Annotated in this window: 21 protein-coding genes and 1 pseudogene; 15 read left to right on the top strand and 7 right to left on the bottom strand. The window is 70.5% G+C overall.

Annotated elements, in window-relative coordinates; translation table 11 throughout:
* The first annotated feature begins 50 nt into the window (after window positions 1-50).
* Window positions 51-1,103, top strand: a complete 1,053-nt coding sequence (zapE, locus tag ACWCYO_RS22960; RefSeq protein WP_449785240.1) for a cell division protein ZapE — start codon at window positions 51-53, stop codon at window positions 1,101-1,103.
* A 36-nt stretch (window positions 1,104-1,139) separates the two neighbouring features.
* Here zapE and ACWCYO_RS22955 read toward each other — a convergent pair whose 3' ends face one another.
* From ACWCYO_RS22955 to ACWCYO_RS22940, 4 genes are read right to left on the bottom strand one after another with little or no spacing between them, the layout of a single operon-like run.
* Complete coding sequence (locus ACWCYO_RS22955; RefSeq protein WP_270147701.1) at window positions 1,140-1,586, bottom strand: hypothetical protein; 447 nt, start codon at window positions 1,584-1,586, stop codon at window positions 1,140-1,142.
* A 52-nt stretch (window positions 1,587-1,638) separates the two neighbouring features.
* Complete coding sequence (locus tag ACWCYO_RS22950; protein WP_270147699.1) at window positions 1,639-1,815, bottom strand: hypothetical protein; 177 nt, start codon at window positions 1,813-1,815, stop codon at window positions 1,639-1,641.
* Window positions 1,812-2,051 carry a hypothetical protein gene (locus ACWCYO_RS22945; RefSeq protein ID WP_270151509.1) on the bottom strand — a complete coding sequence of 80 codons (240 nt, stop codon included), beginning with the start codon at window positions 2,049-2,051 and terminating at the stop codon, window positions 1,812-1,814. The genes ACWCYO_RS22950 and ACWCYO_RS22945 overlap by 4 nt, the downstream gene beginning before the upstream one ends.
* Window positions 2,052-2,086: 35 nt before the next feature.
* Entirely contained in the window at window positions 2,087-2,482 is a 396-nt protein-coding gene (locus ACWCYO_RS22940) for an ATP-binding protein (RefSeq protein WP_449785239.1), read from the bottom strand.
* Between the two features lie 248 nt (window positions 2,483-2,730).
* Here ACWCYO_RS22940 and ACWCYO_RS22935 point away from each other — a divergent pair, with 248 nt between their 5' ends.
* The 11 genes and pseudogenes from ACWCYO_RS22935 (at window position 2,731) to ACWCYO_RS22885 (ending at window position 10,377) form a co-directional block, all read left to right on the top strand.
* Window positions 2,731-3,591 (top strand): helix-turn-helix domain-containing protein, encoded by an 861-nt coding sequence (locus ACWCYO_RS22935; RefSeq protein WP_270147697.1) that lies wholly within the window; start codon window positions 2,731-2,733, stop codon window positions 3,589-3,591.
* A complete protein-coding gene (locus tag ACWCYO_RS22930) occupies window positions 3,581-3,784 on the top strand; it encodes a DUF397 domain-containing protein (RefSeq protein WP_449785238.1) in 204 nt (67 codons plus the stop codon). The genes ACWCYO_RS22935 and ACWCYO_RS22930 overlap by 11 nt, the downstream gene beginning before the upstream one ends.
* Before the next feature lie 186 nt (window positions 3,785-3,970).
* Window positions 3,971-4,198, top strand: coding sequence for a hypothetical protein (locus ACWCYO_RS22925; protein ID WP_270147695.1), 228 nt, complete (start codon window positions 3,971-3,973; stop codon window positions 4,196-4,198).
* The gene (locus tag ACWCYO_RS22920; protein WP_449785237.1) at window positions 4,179-4,694 is read left to right on the top strand and encodes a DUF6879 family protein; all 516 of its coding nucleotides are present in this window, start codon (window positions 4,179-4,181) and stop codon (window positions 4,692-4,694) included. Before ACWCYO_RS22925 ends, ACWCYO_RS22920 begins: the two co-directional genes overlap by 20 nt.
* A gap of 3 nt (window positions 4,695-4,697) precedes the next feature.
* Window positions 4,698-5,543 carry a helix-turn-helix domain-containing protein gene (locus ACWCYO_RS22915; protein WP_449785236.1) on the top strand — a complete coding sequence of 282 codons (846 nt, stop codon included), beginning with the start codon at window positions 4,698-4,700 and terminating at the stop codon, window positions 5,541-5,543.
* 143 nt (window positions 5,544-5,686) lie between these two features.
* Complete coding sequence (gene tgmA, locus ACWCYO_RS22910; protein WP_449785235.1) at window positions 5,687-5,902, top strand: putative ATP-grasp-modified RiPP; 216 nt, start codon at window positions 5,687-5,689, stop codon at window positions 5,900-5,902.
* 13 nt (window positions 5,903-5,915) lie between these two features.
* On the top strand, window positions 5,916-6,857 hold the full coding sequence (tgmB, locus tag ACWCYO_RS22905; RefSeq protein ID WP_449785255.1) for an ATP-grasp ribosomal peptide maturase: 942 nt from the start codon (window positions 5,916-5,918) through the stop codon (window positions 6,855-6,857).
* Window positions 6,850-8,043 carry an rRNA adenine N-6-methyltransferase family protein gene (locus ACWCYO_RS22900; protein WP_449785234.1) on the top strand — a complete coding sequence of 398 codons (1,194 nt, stop codon included), beginning with the start codon at window positions 6,850-6,852 and terminating at the stop codon, window positions 8,041-8,043. Before tgmB ends, ACWCYO_RS22900 begins: the two co-directional genes overlap by 8 nt.
* Window positions 8,044-8,143: 100 nt before the next feature.
* Window positions 8,144-8,968 carry a hypothetical protein gene (locus ACWCYO_RS22895; RefSeq protein WP_449785233.1) on the top strand — a complete coding sequence of 275 codons (825 nt, stop codon included), beginning with the start codon at window positions 8,144-8,146 and terminating at the stop codon, window positions 8,966-8,968.
* A pseudogene (locus ACWCYO_RS22890) lies at window positions 8,965-9,354 on the top strand (GNAT family N-acetyltransferase); the annotation flags it as partial. The gene ACWCYO_RS22895 and the pseudogene ACWCYO_RS22890, both read left to right, overlap by 4 nt.
* A 105-nt stretch (window positions 9,355-9,459) precedes the next feature.
* Window positions 9,460-10,377, top strand: coding sequence for an aminoglycoside phosphotransferase family protein (locus ACWCYO_RS22885; protein WP_449785254.1), 918 nt, complete (start codon window positions 9,460-9,462; stop codon window positions 10,375-10,377).
* Window positions 10,378-10,429: 52 nt separating this feature from the next.
* Here ACWCYO_RS22885 and ACWCYO_RS22880 read toward each other — a convergent pair whose 3' ends face one another.
* Entirely contained in the window at window positions 10,430-11,206 is a 777-nt protein-coding gene (locus tag ACWCYO_RS22880) for an SDR family oxidoreductase (RefSeq protein WP_270147688.1), read from the bottom strand.
* A gap of 174 nt (window positions 11,207-11,380) precedes the next feature.
* Between ACWCYO_RS22880 and ACWCYO_RS22875 the strand changes: the two genes are divergently transcribed.
* Together ACWCYO_RS22875 and ACWCYO_RS22870 are read left to right on the top strand one after the other, a co-directional pair.
* Window positions 11,381-12,241: a helix-turn-helix transcriptional regulator gene (locus tag ACWCYO_RS22875; protein WP_449785232.1), complete on the top strand. Its 861-nt coding sequence runs from the start codon at window positions 11,381-11,383 to the stop codon at window positions 12,239-12,241.
* Window positions 12,242-12,273: 32 nt separating this feature from the next.
* On the top strand, window positions 12,274-12,471 hold the full coding sequence (locus ACWCYO_RS22870; RefSeq protein ID WP_405000727.1) for a DUF6879 family protein: 198 nt from the start codon (window positions 12,274-12,276) through the stop codon (window positions 12,469-12,471).
* Here the strand turns inward: ACWCYO_RS22870 and ACWCYO_RS22865 are convergent.
* Window positions 12,459-13,718, bottom strand: coding sequence for an MFS transporter (locus ACWCYO_RS22865; protein WP_449785231.1), 1,260 nt, complete (start codon window positions 13,716-13,718; stop codon window positions 12,459-12,461). The two genes, ACWCYO_RS22870 and ACWCYO_RS22865, sit on opposite strands and share 13 nt — an antisense overlap.
* Window positions 13,719-13,779: 61 nt before the next feature.
* On the opposite strand from ACWCYO_RS22865, the gene ACWCYO_RS22860 reads away from it, so the two are divergent.
* Complete coding sequence (locus tag ACWCYO_RS22860) at window positions 13,780-14,787, top strand: DUF5937 family protein (protein ID WP_449785230.1); 1,008 nt, start codon at window positions 13,780-13,782, stop codon at window positions 14,785-14,787.
* Between the two features lie 42 nt (window positions 14,788-14,829).
* Here the strand turns inward: ACWCYO_RS22860 and ACWCYO_RS22855 are convergent, their stop codons facing one another.
* Window positions 14,830-17,514: a glycosyl hydrolase gene (locus ACWCYO_RS22855; protein ID WP_449785229.1), complete on the bottom strand. Its 2,685-nt coding sequence runs from the start codon at window positions 17,512-17,514 to the stop codon at window positions 14,830-14,832.
* Window positions 17,515-17,705: the final 191 nt, after the last annotated feature.

Genomic DNA, 17,705 nt, shown 5'->3' with positions numbered 1-17,705 from the left:
TGCTAGGGTCCGGACCCGTGACGGACAGGGCGCGGAACCAGTACGAAGCGATGCGTGGACACTTCCACCGGACCGCTCGGGAGGGCGGATTCACGCTCGACCCCGCCCAGAAGCTCCCGGTCGAACGACTCAGCCGGCTGGCCGGCGAACTGGCCCACCCGGCCTGGCGGCTGCGCCGTACCCCGCGGCACCTCTACCTGTGGGGCCCGGTCGGCCGCGGCAAGAGCTGGCTGGTCAACACCTTCCTCGACGGGCTGGCGACCCCGCGCAAGCGGCGGCTGCACTTCCACGACTTCTTCTGCCGGCTGCACGAGGGCGTCGCCCACCACGCCGAGAACCGGACCGCCGACGGCGCGGACGGTGCGGCGGTGGACCGGGCCGTGGACGAGCTGCTCGGCGACTGCCGGATCCTGGTCTTCGACGAGTTCCACGCCCACGACGCGGGCGACGCGATGCTGGTCGCCCGTCTCCTCCGCACCCTGCTGGACCGGCGGATCACCCTCATCACCACCTCCAACTACCCGCCCGCCGGACTGATGCCCGACCCGCTGTACCACCACCTCTTCGAGCCGACGATCAGGCTGATCGAGGAGCGGATGGACGTGCTCGACGTCTGCGGAGAGGTCGACTTCCGGCAGCAGCCCCGGCCGGGCGGCGCCCACGGGTTCGCCCCCGGCGCCCGCCTCCACCCCGGCGACGAGGCCTCGGCCGGCCTCACCCCGCCCCGGCCGTCGGAAGCGGCCCTGGTGGCCGCCCACCACCGCGAGCTGCCGGCCCGGGCCGTCCGCGACGACCACGTGTGGTTCGGCTTCCGGGAGTTGTGCGAGGGCCGCACCTCCGTCACGGACTACCTGGCGGTCGCCGACCGCTTCCCCACCATCGTCCTGGACGACGTCCCGCCGCTCACCGACGCCTCCACCGACGGCCGCCGGCGCTTCGCCAACCTGGTCGACGTCTGCTGCGACCGCGACATCCGCCTGGTCCTCATCGGCGCCGACCCCCTCGCCGGCCTCCCCACCGGCTCGACCCTGATGCGCGACCTCGACCGCACCGCCAGCCGCCTCGCCCTCCTCCGCCGGCCGGCCCAGGAGGCCGCCCGCTGAGCGACGGGCAGAAGCGGGGAGATCCGGCGAGCGGGGTCAGCTCCTCCCGGCCAGCAGGATCCATCCGGCCATCGAGGCCGCTGCGGCCGACCATGCGAGGACGACCGCCACCCGGCCACGGTCCGTTCCACGGGCCCGCTGGAAGGCCGCGATCAGCGCGGTGATCGCGGCGACCGGCGTGAGGAGGTAGGTGAGGTACGAGGCCCAGCCACCCAGGGACAGGACCGTCAGGAGAGCGAGGACCAACAACGGCAGCCACACCCCGGCGACCGTGAAGCCCGCCGCCGCGCAGGCGACCCGGAAGCGGTCCTGGCGACGGTAGAAGACCGGCACGGCGCAGACGGCGGCGGTCAGCAGGCCGACCACGCAGAGGAAGAGCAGCAGACTGACCCCGTAGGTCGCCGCGACGAGCACCAGCGGCACCACGAACACCGCGCACGCCACCCCGGCCAACCACCGCGCACTCGCGGGAACCACGGCCATCCCCATCCCTCCTTTGAACGCGTTCAAACCTAGCATGCGGCGGCGGGCGCGATCAGGTGGATTCGGCGTCGCGGATCGCGGCGAGCACGCGCCGGCGGACGGCGGCGGAGGCGTCGGGCAGCCGACGGGCCAACTCGGCTTCGAGGCGCCGCCGTTCGGCACGGAGGAGACGGGCGACGGGCGCGCGGGAGCAGTGCTGGAACCACCAGTCCCGGACATGGTCGATCACGCGGGGTCCCCCTCAGGGGTGTTCGCCCAGCTGATGCGCAACTCGCAGTCCCCGAAGGGGAGGACGAGGAACGGGTTCGCGGCGAGGTGACGGATGACGTCGCGCTCGGCGCAGGGGCCGGTGAGGGCGTGCTCCAGGAAGTGGTGCTGCCACCTGGACATCGGGCGGAAGCAGATCGAGTTCCAGATGGACTCGAGGGCGTCGGGCGTGAGGGTGCGGACCGACGTGGGCCTCAACCCGGGTATTTCGACGCGGATTTCGTGATCGGCCCTCACGCGGCCACCTCGCCCCAGACGATCTTGCCCACCGGCCGGCGCGGGCAGCAGCCCCAGCGCCTGGTGAGCGAGTCGACGAGGTGGAGGCCCCGCCCGGTCTCGCCGTCGGGGCTGGGCGAGGAGAGGGCGGGGAGGCGGTCGCCCCGGGCGTCGTGGACTTCGATGCGGAGGCGGGCGGGGTCGACGTCGAGGGCGAAGTAGATGAGGTGGCCCATTGGGGTGCCGTGCAGGACGGCGTTGGTGACGAACTCGGTGGTGACCACGAGCCCGGAGTCGAGGAAACGCTCGCCGCCCGGAACGGAGGAGAGAAGGACGGAGAGGCGCTGGCGCGCGATGGCCGGCGAGCGGCGGCTGCGCGGGAGCCAGATGGTGGAGGAAGAGGTTCGAGACATGGCGAAGTCACCTTCCAGGGAGAGGGGTTGAAGCCATGCGACGGCCGAGCAGAGGCAAAGGAATGCCCGGCGGTAGACCCATCGTGATCACTCAGGCGACCCGAAGGACTACTCCCTGTAGAGTGCTCCGCGATGGCCTCATTGCGCAAGCGCACATCCACGCAATTGCGCGGCATCGCAAGAGTCTTGTGATCACCGAGGGAGGTGGCAGACTGTGACCCGACGTCAACCAAGAGGGAGCGACGAGCGTGGACAGTCCAACCGTGCTGCGCCGTAGGCTCGGCTCCGAGCTGCGACGATTGCGCGATCGGGCCGGGCTTCAGGCCAAGGCCGTTGCGGACGAGCTCGGGTTCAGTGCGACCAAGGTGTCGCGGATCGAGTCAGGTCAGACAACCCTGAAGGAATCCGACGTTCGCGCGATGCTCGAACTGTACGGCGTCAGCGACGCAGCCGAACTGCGCCAGTTCATCTCCCTGACGCGTCGCAGCACGCAACGCGGCTGGTGGCACGACTACGGCGACACCCTGCCGGACTGGTTCCAGACCTACGTGGGCCTTGAGGCCGACGCCGCGCGGATTCGGGGCTACGAAGTCGAGTTGGTGCCCGGACTGTTTCAGACGGCCGACTATGCCCGAGCCATGTTCGGTGTCTCACCTGCGAATCTGCGCCCGGAGGAGATCGAGCGCCGCGTCAGGCTGCGCATTCAGCGGCAGGAGGTGTTTCACCGGCAGGATCCGCCTGACGTGAGGGTCATCCTGAGCGAATCAGCTTTTCGCAGGCCAGTCGGTGGACCCGCAGTCATGCACAGCCAGGTGGAGCACCTCATAGCACTCTCGGAGAAGCCCTGCGTCACGATCCAGGTCCTTCCGTTCAACTATGGTCCTCATCCCTCCATGAGCACGGCGTTTAACATCCTCTCCTTCGCTGATGTGCCGGGCGACATCGTCTACGTCGAGGCATTGACGAGCAGCCTCTACTTGGAGAGGGACGACGACATCGCCCATCACGAGCGGGTCTTCGAGCAGCTGACGACCGCCGCGATCAGCCCGGACGACTCCAGGACATGGATGCAGGAGCTAGCAATCAAGGGATACGGACATGACTACTGAACTGGCCTGGCTGAAGAGCAGCTACAGTGGCAGCGAAGGCGGAAACTGCATCGAAGTCGCCAGCGGCCTTCCGGGCTCCGTTCCCGTCCGCGACAGCAAAGACCCCCACGGCCCGGCCCTCCGCTTCACCCCCGAGGCCTGGCAGTCGTTCGTCGCCGGCATCCGCTCAGGCGACCTCCCCACCCACCGCTGACGCACTCCCCACCGGGCGGCCCCGCGCACCACGCGGGGCCGCCCGCGTGCTCCGAGCCTGGCCAGTGGAAGGCATAGCCGAGGCGTAGCCCTGTGCGAGCAAGTTTGGGCAAGTTCATAGTGCGAGGCGCCGTCCATGCGGAACGATCACTCAAGGCGTTCGACTCCGGCCGCTAGGAGGCCCACCATGGCACTGCACAAGCTCGGTCAAGACCCCGACAGTCCCGAAGGCAAGTCCCCGACCGTCTACTTCGACGACGTGACGGGCAACTACATCCTCCAGGGCTGGAAGGTGCTCGACCCGGCACGTCTCGCACACATGGACATCCCCGAGCACGAGACCGTGATCGAATTCCCCAGGCGCATGATGCAGTTCTTCCCGGAGGTGAACGGTGGTGGCGGAGCCCACGCTTGAGGACCTGCTGCGGAGCTCCACCCGCTCGGCACTCCATCTGGAGATGCGCGACGGATACATGCGCGACGACCCGTTGTTCCTCCGCTGGCTCAGCGGGCGACGCGACGATCCGGAGGACCGTTCGTCATGGTGGAGCCCTTGGTTGCAGCTGGTCGAGGAAACCACCACTCGCGGAGTCGAGGTACGACGAGCTCGCGTCATCTCCGAACCGGCAAGCGAGTACATCCGGTTCGAGCACGAGATCACGTTCCGGAACATCGCGTCCGGCGAGCAGGTCAGATGGCTCCCCCGCCGGCAGGCGTCGGATCTGGCGCTCCCCGGCAACGACTTCTGGCTCATCGACGGGCAGCACCTCCTGGTCCACCACTTCAGCGGCGAGGGCGACTTCGTGGAACACGAAGTCAGCGCTGCCCCTGAGACCGTGAGTCTCTGCGCCTCGGCGTTCGAGGCCGTCTGGGCCCGCGCAGTACCCCACGAGGACTTCCGGCTGACCTGAACCGTGTCCGCGTCATCCAGCGTCCAGCAGGCCAAGCAGGCTCTAGGCCAGCGTCTGCGCGATATCCGGCGAGATTCCGGACTCAACGCGCGGGCGCTGGCCGCAGCTGCTGGGTGGCACGAATCCAAGTGCTCCAAGATCCAGAGCGGTCGCGTGATGCCATCGGAAGCCGACATAAGGATCTGGACTGCCATCTGCGGCGTTCCCGAACAGGCAGCGGACCTCATCGCGACTGCCCGCAACATCGAGGGCATGTACATCGAATGGCGCCGCCTCGAACGGTCAGGCCTCAAACTGGCACAGGAATCCGTGCGCCCCCTCTTCGAACGAACACGCCGATTCCGCATGTACCAGTCGTGGGTCATCCCCGGCCTACTCCAAACACCGGCATATACGCGCGCCGTGCTCAACACGATCGTGTCGCTGCGCAGCACTCCCGACGACGTCGATGACGCCGTCGCAGTTCGGATGGAGCGGCAGAAGGTGCTGCACACCGGAAATCATCGCTTCGCCATCCTGGTTGAGGAGTGGGTACTTCGAACGGTCATCGGCACCCCAGACATCCTCGTCGGGCAACTCGGCCATCTGATGACTGTCAGTACACTGCCGTCCGTCAGCCTCGGGGTCATCCCGCTGGGCTCAATCAGAGGCTCGGGATGGCCGGTTGAGTCCTTCACGATGTACGACGACGCGCAGGTGAACGTCGAACTCGTCTCCGCCCACCTCACCATCACCCAGCCCGCCGAGATCGCCGAGTACAGCCAGGCGTTCTCCGAACTTGCGAGCATCGCGGTCTACGGGCCCGAAGCGAGATCACTCATCACCAGCGCCGTCAACGCGCTTGGGTGAATTCGAGCAAGCTCGAGCAAGTTGGTCGACCACGTTCGTCTCTGCTCCCTACCGTCACTGAGCGAGAGGCCGCAAAAAACGTCGTCCGCGACTACTCCAGCGCGGGCAACACCATCGAATTTCGAGCACGGGAGGAGACCACCATGACCGCCACGTCCATCGAGCGGCAGCCGTTCGCCATGCGCTACGCCGCGCGGCAGACCAGCGAGCCATCCGACGCCACCGGCGTCACGTACGACCAGGAGTTGCAGATCGCCGTCACCTCCGACGGCAACCCCTGGGCGCACACCGCCCGCGGCGAGACCAGCAGCAACACCAACTCCGACAGCAGGAACGACGAAGGCACCGACTTCTACTAGGAGAGCCAAGGTGATGGAGCCTGACGGCGAGTCGGTACTGGTTCTCACGAGCCGGCTCGACTCGACTGCGGATCTGATTGTGGAACACCTGAACAGTCGGGGCGTCCCCGTGTTCCGGTGCGACACCGCCGAGTTCCCTACCGAACTCAGCCTGATCGCGACACTGGAGGACCGGTGGGCCGGTGTGCTCGACAACGGGCACCGCACTCTGGACCTGTCCCGTGTCCGGTCGGTGTACTTCCGCAGGCCCGAAGAGTTCCGGCTGCCTGACGGCATGTCCGAGGCCGGGCGGCGGTTCGCCGCCGCCCAGTCCCGGGCCGGCTTCGTCGGCGTCGCCGTGTCTCTTCCCTGCCTGTGGATCAACCATCCTGCGCGGGACCTGGATGCCAACCACAAGCCCTGGCAACTCGCCGTCGCCCGACGTCTGGGACTGAATCCACCACGCAGCATCATCACCAACGACCCCGAGGCTGCCCGGAAGTTCGCCTCCGACCTCGACGCTCCGGTCATCACCAAGAGCCTCGGCGCGCCCGTGGACACGGTCGTCATCGACCCCGCAGACCTGGACGACTCCGTACGCCTATGCGCCCACCTCTTCCAGGAGTGGATCGACAAGGCCCACGAGGTCCGCCTGACCGTGGTCGGCGACCGCTTCTTCCCCGTCGAGATCCACGCCGGATCAGAGGCTGCCCGGATCGACTGGCGCACCGACTACAACAGCCTCACGTACCGGCCGACGACCGTCCCCGGCCCAGTGCGCGAGCGCGTGTCCACGTTCATGCGCGAGTTCGGACTCGTCTTCGGGGCCTTCGACTTCGTCGTCACGCCGGCCGGGGATTGGCGTTTCCTCGAGGTGAACCCCAACGGCCAGTGGTCATGGATCGAGCACAGAACCGGCGTACCCATCTCGCGCGCCATTGCGGATCTTCTGGAAAAGGGCAACACAGATGAGTGACACCCTGAACAGGACCGAGGAGACGGCGCGCGCACTGCGCGTCGCATTGGCGGACAAGCTGCAGCGCGACGGCTCACTGCGCACCCCGCAGTGGCGCGACGCGGTGCTGGCCGTGCCCCGCCACGCCCTCCTGCCGAGCTTCTACACCACCGTGGACGGAGCGGACGGCATCACCCGATATACCGCCGTCAGCCGGGACACCGACGCACAGAGGTGGCTGCGGCTCGCCTACGAGAACACCACGTGGGTCACCCAGCTCGACCACGGCACCACCAAGCCGACCGGCGAGCCCTGCACCGGGACCCCCACCAGCTCCTCGACGCTACCCGGCGTCGTCGTACGAATGCTCGAAGAGCTCGACGTCCAGGACCAGATGAAGGTCCTCGAAGTCGGAACCGGTACCGGCTACTCCACCGCGCTGCTGTGCGCCCGCCTCGGCGACCGGTACGTGACCAGCGTCGAGCACGACGCCGCACTTTCCGCCGCAGACGGCGAACGGCTCGCTTCCGTCGGCTACCGGCCCCGCCTGGTCGTCGGCGACGGCGCCGAGGGCAGCCCGGACGGCGGCCCGTACGGCCGGATCATCGCCACGTACTCGCCCAGCCGTGTCCCGTCCGCATGGCTGGCCCAGGCGCTCCCCGGCGCGGTCATCCTGGTGTCGCTGGTCGGCAGCCTCGACGCCTACGGCTACGTGAAACTGCACGTCAGCGACGGCGAAGCGCAGGGCCGCTTCCTCAACTCCGACGTCTCGTTCATGCCCTCCCGCGAGACTCTGCGGCCCGCGATCGGGCCCCTCATGCGCGCCGCCGTCCAGGCCCGCGACAAGGCCACCGGCCTCGACCCGGCCATCCACCCCGACCTCCTGGACGACCCGGCGTTCCTGTGGAGCGCCCAACTCGCCATGCCGGGCACAACCCGGCTGCGCCTGGCAGCCGACCGCGTCGCAGGCCAGTGGTTCCTCCATCCCGACGGTTCATGGGCCGTACTGGAGAGCTGGAACGACGGCACCACACGCGCCTTCCAAGGCGGCCCACGCGCCCTCTGGACGGAGCTCGAGGCTTCCGCCTCGACGTGGTTGTCCAACGGACGCCCCGGGCTGGAGCGTTACGGACTCACGGTGACCCCGGAGGCGAACACGGTCTGGCTGGACGACCCCGGCAACCCGATCGGCGTTCTCCGAGAGTGATCACCGTCGGTCCGGCCCCGAAACACGAGAAGTCGGACGAGCAACGGGAGCAGGCCGCATCACACGGCCTGCTCCCGTGCGACTGGAAGGCGGTACAAGCATGGGCGACATCACTCCCTGCCCCGACGAAGCGGTGAAGGCCGCCGAGGCCATCTGCGGTCCGGTCGCCCTCGCGGAGATCACCGACCGGCGCGGCTCTGCCGTCTGGAAGGCGACCGGGGCTGCGGCCACGGTCGCGATCAAGGCCGGATACGGCGAGGGCGCGGAGCTCACGGCGCGGGAAAGCGCCGTTCTGGACCAACTTCCCGGCTACACCGTCACCAGCGGCCGGCACTGGTACGTCACCCCCTGGCTCACCGGCCCCTCGACCTGGGACCTCTTCGAACCGATCCGGAACGGCGGCGGTGCGTACGAGAGAGCCCTCTGCGGAGCCGTCGATCTCTGCCAGGCCGTCGCCAGATTGCATGCGTCCGGGTGGGTACACGGCGATCTCCAGCCCGCTCACTGCATCCACACCGACCACGGCGCGCGGCTGCTCGACCTGTCCTGGGCCTGGTCGCCGGACTTCCCCCCGTCTCCGGTCTTCCAGGGCGGCATCACCCACCTGGTAGCCCTGGAACTGGCTGCCCTGGTCGAGTCCGGTGTGCGCCCGGTGCGGACGACCGTCGAATCCGACGCCTACGCCCTCGCGGGCACACTCTGGACGTGTGTCACAGGCCGGTGGCCGCTCGACTACGACGCCGGCGGAATCGGCCCGGATGCCGGCCCCTCCGCCCGCCGTGCCGCCATCGCCACCGGCATGCTTCCGCTCCGCTCCGACGAGCCCTGGCCGACCTTTCAAGCCGTGCTTCAGCCGGTCCTTCGCGCACCCGCCCACAGTAGGCCCACAGCCGCCGAACTCGCCTCGGCACTGGGCCGGTTGTGAACCTCCGGGAGCTCACGGCGAACGACGCCCACGCCGTTCGCCGAATCTACAGCGGCAGCTCCGTGCGCCACCTCGGGCGCGCCGCGATGGAACACACCGAGGCACATCAGTACGTCGAACAAGCCGTCTGCTGGGCCCAAGAGCATCCACGCGTCCACTACATCCTCGGCATCGACGTGGAGGGCGACCTCGTCGGCGTCGTCAAGCTCAACGCCACGGCGGGCCCCGCCAAACTGAGCTACATCCTGCGCGAAGACACCTGGGGCCGTGGGTACGCCACCGCAGCCGTCATCGGCGTACTTGCCGTCGCGTTCGACAGGCTGCACCTGGATTCCGTCGTCACCAAGCACCGCACGGCCAACCCCGCCTCCGGCCGGGTGCTGGCCAAGGCCGGGTTCGCTCGCATCGACGAAACCGAAGGATCCGCGTACTACGCCGTGAGCTGCCCGTTCCGATGCCTCCGCCCGATCGCCCCAACTACCGTTCTCCCCATGGCCCACACACCGACCGAGATCACTGCCGACCTGGTCCGCCACCTCCTCCTCGAGCAGCATCCCGACCTCGCCGACCGCCCCCTCCGCCTCGGGGCGCGCGGCTGGGACAACCAGATGTGGCGGCTCGGCGACGACCTCGCCGTCCGGCTGCCCTGGGCGACCGACTCTGCAAGTGCCCTGCTGCGCAAGGAACACGCCTGGCTGCTGGCCCTCCCGGCCGGTCTCACCCTCCCGATCCCCGTGCCGCAGCGCCTCGGCGAGCCCTCCGAGCGCTTCCCCCACCCCTGGCTGGTCACCACCTGGGTCCCGGGCACCCCCGCCGACCACGCCCCCGTCACCCGCGCCGCAGAAGCAGCCCGCGCCCTGGCCGCCTTCCTCACCGCCCTCCATCAGCCCGCCCCCGCCGAAGCCCCCGCCGGGCGCGACGCACGCGGCGGCCCGCTGGCCCCGCACGCCGACCAGTTCATCCGGGGCCTTTCCGAGGCCACCGACATGGGGCTGATCCCCGACCCGGACGCCGTCCGCGCCGTCTGGGACGACGCCGTCACCGCACCGCCGTGGACCGGCCCGGCCCTCTGGATCCACGGCGACCTCCACCCCGCCAACGTCCTCACCACCGACGGCACCCTCTGCGGCGTGATCGACTTCGGCGAACTCTGCGCGGGTGACCCGGCCTGCGACCTCGCCGCCCCCTGGAACCTGCTCCCGGACGGCGGCGCCGACCTCTTCCACCAGGCCTACGAGCCGGCCGCCGACCCCGCCACCCTGCGCCGCGCCCGCGGCTGGGCCGTCATCCGCGCCCTCGGCGGCATCCTCATCGGCGAGGCGGGCCGCCACAACCGCCCTGGCGGCAAGGCAACTTGGGGACCACCCGCCCACGCCGCCCTGCGTCGCCTCGTCGCCACCGCACCTTGAACAACGCACGGGTGGCCCCGCGCGTCGCGCCGGGCCACCCGTACCGAACCGCTCAACTGGCCTGGCCGGTCGGCATGATGGTGACCTGCTGGAGGTTCACCCGCGGCGGCAGGGTGGCGATGACGCCGACCATCTGCGCGACGTCCTCCGCCGTGAGCCACTCCATGGTCTCCCGCGCGCCCTCCAGCCAGTCCCGGGCCTCCTGGTCGGTCACGTGGCTCTGCAGCTCGGTGGCGACGATCCCCGGCTCGACCGCCGAGACGCGCACCTTCTTCGGGCCCAGCTCGGTCCGCAGGTGACGCGACAGGTGGGAGACGTACGCCTTGGTCCCGGAGTAGACCGCGAAGGTCGGGAAGATGTTCTGCGCCGCGATCGACGAGGTGTTGATCAGATCCGCCACCCCACGCTCCTCGGCGGCCTTCACCAGCTGCGGAGTGAAGGCACCGATCGCGTGCATCAGGCCGGTGACGTTCAGGTCGATCTGCTGCTTCCACTGCTCCGTCGCGCGCTCCTCGATCGGAGAGGGAAGCATGACGCCGGCGTTGTTCAGCAGCAGGTCGGCACCGCCGAGCTCGGCCTCCACCCGGTCGGCGGCGGCCTGCACGGCGGCCGGGTCGGTCACGTCGACGGCGATCGCCAGCGCGCTGCCGCCGTTCTTCTCGATCCGTTCGACCAGCTCCGCCAGCCGGTCGGCCCGCCGCGCCAGGACGACGACGCGGGCACCCAGAGCCGCCAGCCTCTCGGCGGACGCCTCCCCGATGCCACTGGACGCACCGGTGACGACGGCGACGCGACCGGTGAGGGGCAGGGACGTGGTGTTCGTGGACATGCTTGCCCTCCAAGGGAGTTACAGAACCTTCCGACCGATCTCCGCCGGCCGCAGATCCAGTACAACCCCCGAACCAGCCCCCCGGACCGCCATAACTGGCCCTGCCCAGACAGGTACCACCAGGGCCACCCAAGGACCCACCACACCACCACCGCCGCACCGACAATGGGAGGCATGGACCGCACCAAGGAGATCGCCGGCTTCCTGCGCTCACGCCGCGCTCGCGTCACCCCCGAAGAGGCGGGGCTGCCCGCCGACGGGCGCATCCGCCGCGTACCCGGCCTGCGCAGGGACGAGGTGGCCCGCCTGGCCGGCGTCAGTACGGAGTACTACACGCGGCTGGAGCAGGGCCGCGCCCTCAACCCCTCCCCCGAGGTCGTCGACGCGATCACCCGCGCCCTGCGCCTGGACGACACCGAACGCGAACACCTCACCGACCTCCTGCACGCCAGCGCCCGACCCCCACGCCGCACACCCGCCCGGGCCCAGCGAGTCCGCCCCGGCCTGCACCTGATGCTCGAAACCCTCAGCCACGTACCGGCTGTCATCCTCGGCCGGCGCACCGACGTGCTGGCCTCCAACCGGCTCGCCCGCGTGGTCCTCACCGACTTCGACGCCCTGCCCGCGCCCCGCCGCAACCTGGCCCGCTACTACCTCCTCGACCCCCGGGCCCGCGAGCGCGTGGGCGACTGGGCGCGGATCGCCGCGGAAACCGTGGCCGTCCTCCGACTGGAGGCGGGCCGCTACCCCCACGACCGGCAGCTCGCCGACCTGGTCGGCGAACTCACCCTCCAGTCCCCCGAGTTCACCGGCTGGTGGAACGACCACCGGGTGCTGCGCCGCACCCACGGCGCCAAGCACTACCACCACCCGCTCGTCGGAGACCTGCACTTCTCCTACGAGTCCTTCCAGGCGCCCGGCGACGCCGAGCAGACCCTGTGCGTCTACAACGTCGAACCGGGTTCCCCGACCGCCCAGGCCCTCCAGGTCCTCGCCAGCTGGACGGCACCCGAGACCACGGCACCCACCGGCTGATTCAGCCGCGTGTCCGCTGGCCGCCCCGGCGGTTGACCTCCGACCTCGCCCTTCCCGGCAACGACCTCTGGCTGATCGACGACCGCCTGGTCCTCTTCCACTGGTTCACCGGCGACGGCGACTGGGCCGGGCACGAGTACTGCGAGGACCCCGCGGTGGCGAAAACCGTCTCCGCCGCCTTCGAAGCCGTCTGGGAACGGGCCGTGCCTCATGCGCTCTACACCGTGTGATCCTCCAGAGCAGTCATCCGCCGGACCGGCGACAGCGCGATCGGTATCCACACGCACGCCAGGCAGGCGGCCGAGGCACCCAGCGCCCACCGGGTGCCGACGGCCGCGGCCAGCAGGCCGGCCGACGCCGCGCCGAGCGCGACGGCGCCCGTGAAGAGCACCCGCATGGTGCCGTTGACCCGGGCCAACAGGCCGACCGGGGTGACCTGCTGGCGGAACGTCATCGTCAGCACCGAGTCGAAGCCGACCTTGAGCATCACCAGCGCCCAGCCGGCGGCCGCCACCGGCCCGGGCACGGGCCGGCCGAGCAGCGGGATGGCGACGGCCGCCGGGGCGACCAGGCCCCCGACGAGCAACGTCGCCCGTCCCGCACCGAGCCGGTCGGCCAGCCGGACGGCCGCCAGCGCACCGACCAGGCCGCCGACCCCACCGGCACCGAGGAACGCCCCCAACTCTCCCTCTCTCCACCCGAGTTCGTTCAGCGCGAGCACCGGAAGCAAGGTCGTCACCCCGGCGGTCCCGATGTTGACCATGGAACCCGCGATGGTGACCGTGCGCAGCACCGGGTGCCGGGCGACGAACGCGACCCCCTCGCCGATCTCGCGCAGCAGATGCCGTCGCACCGCCCCACCGGCCGGCCGCTCGCGGATGCCGAGCGTGGACAACCACCCCGCCGACCAGAGGTACCCCGCCGCCATCACCAGCAGCACCGTCGGCGCGCCGATCAGTCCGGCCGCCCACCCCGCCAGCGGCGGGCCGGCGATGAGTGCGGTCTGGGTGACGGTGGCCAGCCGGGCGTTGGTCCGGGCGAGCAGGGCGCCCGGCGCCAGGTCCTTGACGAGGCTCTGGGTCGCCAGATCGAAGAACACCGTCGCCGCGCCCTGCACCACCACGACGGCCAGCAGCTGGACCATGGTCAGCCGCCCGAACCAGGCGGCGACGGGCACGGTGAGCAGCGCGGCCGCCCGCACCAGGTCGGCGCCGATCATGACGGGACGGCGGCGCACCCGGTCCAGCCACGCGCCCACCGGCAGTCCGAAGAGCACGAAGGGCAGGGACAGCCCGGTCTTCAGCAGCGACGTCCCGGACGCCCCCGCGTGCAGCACGGTGACGGCCGTCAGCGGCACGGCCACCTGGCCGATCTGCGCGCCCCACAACGCGACTCCGGACGCCGCGAGGTAGCGGGTGCGGTCCCGTGGAGGAGCTGCTTCTGCCGGCAGTGCCGGCGTGATCGTCTGCGTCGTCATGCCGGGCAGCCTCGGGGAGTTCGAAGGGCCGCTCAACGGATTCGCGCTAGGGTGAATCCTCGTGCCGTTCACGCTCACCCTGTCCCTGGGCACCGCCGACCTGAGCCAGTTGCGCTGGGCGATCTCTCCGGCCTGGGAACTGCTGGCCTCCATCAGGACGCTGACCCGCCCGGCGAGCCACCCGATCCACCTGCCGTGGCTGTCCGAGCACCGCCACGACCCGCTGCTCACCGCGCCCGGCCCGGCCGCCGCGCGCGCCCTCACCGCCGGCCCGAAGGGTCATCTCCCCGGGTTCCTCGCGCCGACCCCGCTCTCGCCCCTGACCGCCCTCGACGACGAACTCGACGAGGTGCGCCGCACCCCGGCCGAGGTCGTCCGCCGCGATCTGGCCGAGGTGTTCGGCGAGGAACGGCCGCCCGCCCTGGCACCGGTGCTGCGCGCACCCCTGCGGGAGCTGGACCGGATCGTCACCGACCTGCACCACTACTGGCAGCGCACCCTGGCCCCCGCCTGGCCGAGGCTCCGGGCCCTGCTCGAATCCGACATCCACTACCGGGCCCGTTCCCTGACCGAGCGCGGCCCGGCGGCGATGTTCGCCGGAATCCACCCCGACCTGGTCTTCGACCAGTCCACCGGCACCCTGCGGATCGCCAACCGGCGAACACTCCTTGCCGATCCGCGCCGCTCACTGGACGGGCGGGGCCTGGTCCTGGTCCCGTCGGCCTTCGCCTGGCCGAAGCTCTACGTCAAGACGGCGGCGCCGTGGGTCCCGGTGCTCCGCTACCCCGTCCGCGGGATCGGCACGCTCTGGGAATCCCGTACCGAGGGGGGATCCCGCGCCGAGGCCGCCGACCTGGCCCCGGCCCTGGGCGCCACCCGGGCGCTGCTCCTCGGCCTGCTGGAGATCCCGGCCGGCACCCTGGAGCTCGCCCACCGGACGGGCCTGGCCCCCGGCGGGGTGTCCGCGCAGCTGCACAAGCTCGCCCGGGCCGGTCTGGTCGCACCGCACCGCACCGGACGGGTGGTGCTCTACGCCCGCACCGCCAGGGGCCAGGCCCTGTACGACTGAGCCGGGGGCGGTCCGCGGACCACCCCCGGCTTATCAACGCCCTTACGGCATCGCGGTCTTCCAGATTCCGCGCCCGTGCGTCGCGACGTACACCGACGTGCCGTCCGGGCTCGGCGACAGGTAGACCGCCGCCGCCGTCGGCAGGCTGCCGGAGGCCGTCACATCGGACGTGCCCAGGCGATTCCAGTGCCCCAGGCCGTCCGCCTTCACGTCGTCCGTGAACACGCCGAGGTCCGTGGCGACGACCAGCGTGCCGTCCGGGGCGAACAGCACCCGGTTCGCCGACGCGTCGACCAGCTGGTCGGCGGCACCGTCGGCCCCGCTCACGTCCTGCCAGGTCGCACCACCGTCGCCGGTCCGCCACAGGTGCCCGTACCCGGCGCCCGGCCCGACGTTCCAGTGCCGGGAGAAGCCTGACAGCGCCGCGTACACCGTCTTGCCGCTGGCGTCCGACGGGTCGATCGCGATGTCCTGGATGTACCGCACCGGGAAGTCCGCCGGGAGCGTCAACTGGTGCCAGGAGCCTCCGTAGTTGGTCATGATGCCGCGCGCGAAGCCCGCCCCCGGGTTGCAGGAACCGCACCAGGCCGCCCAGATCACGTGGTTCCCGGCGGCGTCCTTCTGCGACTTCACCGCCGTGACGGAGTGGCCGGCTCCCGAGTCCGCCAGCTTCTGCCAATCGGAGCCCGAAGTGCTTTGCCAGGTCTTGGTGTTGGCGTACACGTACTCACCGCCCGCGACCCAGTACCCCGGGTCCTTGGCGTCCGCCCCGAACGGCGCGATGAACCGCGCGTTGGGGTCGTTGGGGCTGATCGACGTGATGGCGGAGGGCGTTCCGTCGTCGTTCGCCGTGTAGCCGCAGTTGTTGGTGACGGACATCGCCAGGTTGGTGTACTCCCCCACCGTCTGGCACCCGTTGGCCGGGTTCACCAGCTGGTCGCCGCCGTCGCCGCCGAACGGCTGGCCCATCTCCCCGGCGGCGTTGAGCTGTTCGGTGACCGGCGTCGACGTACCGGGGTAGGTGTACGAGTAAGTCGCGCCCTGCGGAACGGAGATGGACACCCCGTTGTCCTGCAGCCCGCCCCACACGGCCTCAGCCGGACCGGAGCCGGAACCGCCCGGCAGCGTTCCCGCGCCCACCGAGTAGTACTGCAGCGTGCGCAGCGTGCCGCTGGCGTTGAGGTTGCGCCAGCCGGACGCGGTCTGCGTCGTCGGCCGGGCGTACACGCCGCCGTCGTTGCCCGCGTACACCTCCGGCGCCTTGCCCGCCCAGTTGGAGAAGGCCAGCGCGTGCTGGTCGGAGTGCATCACGTTGCCGTCGCAGGTGTTCTGCGCGGCGACGTAGCTGAAGCAGTTCAGCCCGAGGTTCCAGTACCGGCCGACGGTGTTCCAGGTCGCCCCGCCGTTGCGGGTCTCGTACAGCTCCTCCAGGCCCAGGTACACGTGGCCCGGGTCCGTCGGGTCGACGGCCAGCGACTGGTCGTACCAGGACTGCACCCCGGGCTGGTAGCCGGGGCCCATCACCGTGAACTTCATCGCCGAGCCGCTGTTGCCGAGCACGCTGGAGTTGGCGATCTGGGTGAACGGGCCGTTGATGTCACCGCTGTTGCTGACGTACACGCCGCCGAGCACGGTCTGCGGCGCCTTGGCGCCCGGGTTCTTGTTGTACAGCGTCGGCGACTCGACGACCGCGTACAGCTTGCTGCCGTCCGCCGAGTACGCGAAGGTCGTGTTGCCGATGTCGCCCGGGTTGATCCCGCCCTGCGGGTTGGCGGTGTGCCAGGTGGCGCCGGCGTCGTCGGAGTAGTAGAAGCCGTTGTAGGTGGCGCCGCCGCGCCAGGCGACGTTGGCGACCACCCGCTTGCCGCCCGAACCCGGCTGCACCACCAGGTCGTTGGTGATGTCGGCGTAGTAGCCGCTGGTGCCGCAGGCGACGCCGCTCACGCCGACGCCGGCGCACGGCGCGAGCACCTTCTGCCACGGGTCGCCCTGGCCGGCGCCCAGCGCCCGCCGGTAGACGCCGTGCGAGGTGGCGGCGAAGGCGTAGCCGGCCTCGGTGTCGAAGCGCAGCGCGTGGATGGAGCTGTTGTCGAGTTCGCCGCCGCCGAGCGCGTCGGACTGGCTGAACACCGCCTGGCTGGGGTTGGCGAGGCGGTAGACGCCGGTGCCGAGGTAGTTGTCGAAGGCGGTGGTGGCCTCGCCGGTGCCGAGCCAGAGAGCGCCGTCGGGGGCGACGGCGAGGGAGCCGACGGACAGCGAGGGCAGGTGGTCGGCGATCGGGGTCCAGGTGGCGCCGTCGTCGGTGGAGCGGAAGACGCCGCCGCCGGCGCCGCCCGCGTAGACCACGCCGGGGTGGGTCGGGTCGGTGGCGAGGGCGGCGATCCGGCCGGTGTTGTAGCCGCCGCCGGCGCCGCCGTTGGAGACGTTGTGGTCCCGGTAGTGCAGGGCGTCGCCGTTGTACGGCTGGGTGGTGACCTCGGTGAAGGCCGCCTGGCGTACGGGCATGCCGAGCACGTGCTGCCAGGCGGCGCGGTAGGCGCCGGCGGTGACGGTGCCGCCCGGGGAGACCCGCGGGTCGTTGAAGGACTGCATGGAGTCCATCAGTTCGCCGGAGTCCTCTCCGGCCTGGCGGTGGTCGGGACTGGTGGTGGCGCTGGACGTGGTGGCGACGGTGTCACCCCACGCCGCCGAGGTGCCTGCCGCCACGATCAGCGCGGCGGCGGACATCAGGGCGACGCGGGTTCTGCCACGGCGCGTTCTGTCGGGGGAGCCCAAGGGGATTCTCCGGTCCGTCGGGAGGACCGCCCCCGAGGGTTCGCGGGGGCGGGAACTGGAGTTGGAGCGGGCGGCACCCTACACCTGGGTGATCGCGGCCAACAGGGCCCGGGCGCAGGGGTTTTGAACCGTCACTTCAGTGC

The sequence above is a fragment of the Kitasatospora sp. NPDC001683 genome, from assembly GCF_053596495.1.
Note: the sequence above shows the minus strand (reverse complement) of the source record. Positions and strands in the feature narration are given on the sequence as shown.

What these genes read in the sequence shown, in the direction of transcription:
- zapE (WP_449785240.1), top strand. Translation starts at nt 51, where the DNA reads ATGCGTGGACACTTCCACCGGACCGCTCGGGAGGGCGGATTCACGCTC.
- ACWCYO_RS22955 (WP_270147701.1), bottom strand. Translation starts at nt 1,586, where the DNA reads ATGGCCGTGGTTCCCGCGAGTGCGCGGTGGTTGGCCGGGGTGGCGTGC.
- ACWCYO_RS22940 (WP_449785239.1), bottom strand. Translation starts at nt 2,482, where the DNA reads ATGTCTCGAACCTCTTCCTCCACCATCTGGCTCCCGCGCAGCCGCCGC.
- ACWCYO_RS22930 (WP_449785238.1), top strand. Translation starts at nt 3,581, where the DNA reads ATGACTACTGAACTGGCCTGGCTGAAGAGCAGCTACAGTGGCAGCGAA.
- ACWCYO_RS22925 (WP_270147695.1), top strand. Translation starts at nt 3,971, where the DNA reads ATGGCACTGCACAAGCTCGGTCAAGACCCCGACAGTCCCGAAGGCAAG.
- tgmA (WP_449785235.1), top strand. Translation starts at nt 5,687, where the DNA reads ATGACCGCCACGTCCATCGAGCGGCAGCCGTTCGCCATGCGCTACGCC.
- tgmB (WP_449785255.1), top strand. Translation starts at nt 5,916, where the DNA reads ATGGAGCCTGACGGCGAGTCGGTACTGGTTCTCACGAGCCGGCTCGAC.
- ACWCYO_RS22900 (WP_449785234.1), top strand. Translation starts at nt 6,850, where the DNA reads ATGAGTGACACCCTGAACAGGACCGAGGAGACGGCGCGCGCACTGCGC.
- ACWCYO_RS22895 (WP_449785233.1), top strand. Translation starts at nt 8,144, where the DNA reads ATGGGCGACATCACTCCCTGCCCCGACGAAGCGGTGAAGGCCGCCGAG.
- ACWCYO_RS22885 (WP_449785254.1), top strand. Translation starts at nt 9,460, where the DNA reads ATGGCCCACACACCGACCGAGATCACTGCCGACCTGGTCCGCCACCTC.
- ACWCYO_RS22880 (WP_270147688.1), bottom strand. Translation starts at nt 11,206, where the DNA reads ATGTCCACGAACACCACGTCCCTGCCCCTCACCGGTCGCGTCGCCGTC.
- ACWCYO_RS22875 (WP_449785232.1), top strand. Translation starts at nt 11,381, where the DNA reads ATGGACCGCACCAAGGAGATCGCCGGCTTCCTGCGCTCACGCCGCGCT.
- ACWCYO_RS22865 (WP_449785231.1), bottom strand. Translation starts at nt 13,718, where the DNA reads ATGACGACGCAGACGATCACGCCGGCACTGCCGGCAGAAGCAGCTCCT.
- ACWCYO_RS22855 (WP_449785229.1), bottom strand. Translation starts at nt 17,514, where the DNA reads ATGTCCGCCGCCGCGCTGATCGTGGCGGCAGGCACCTCGGCGGCGTGG.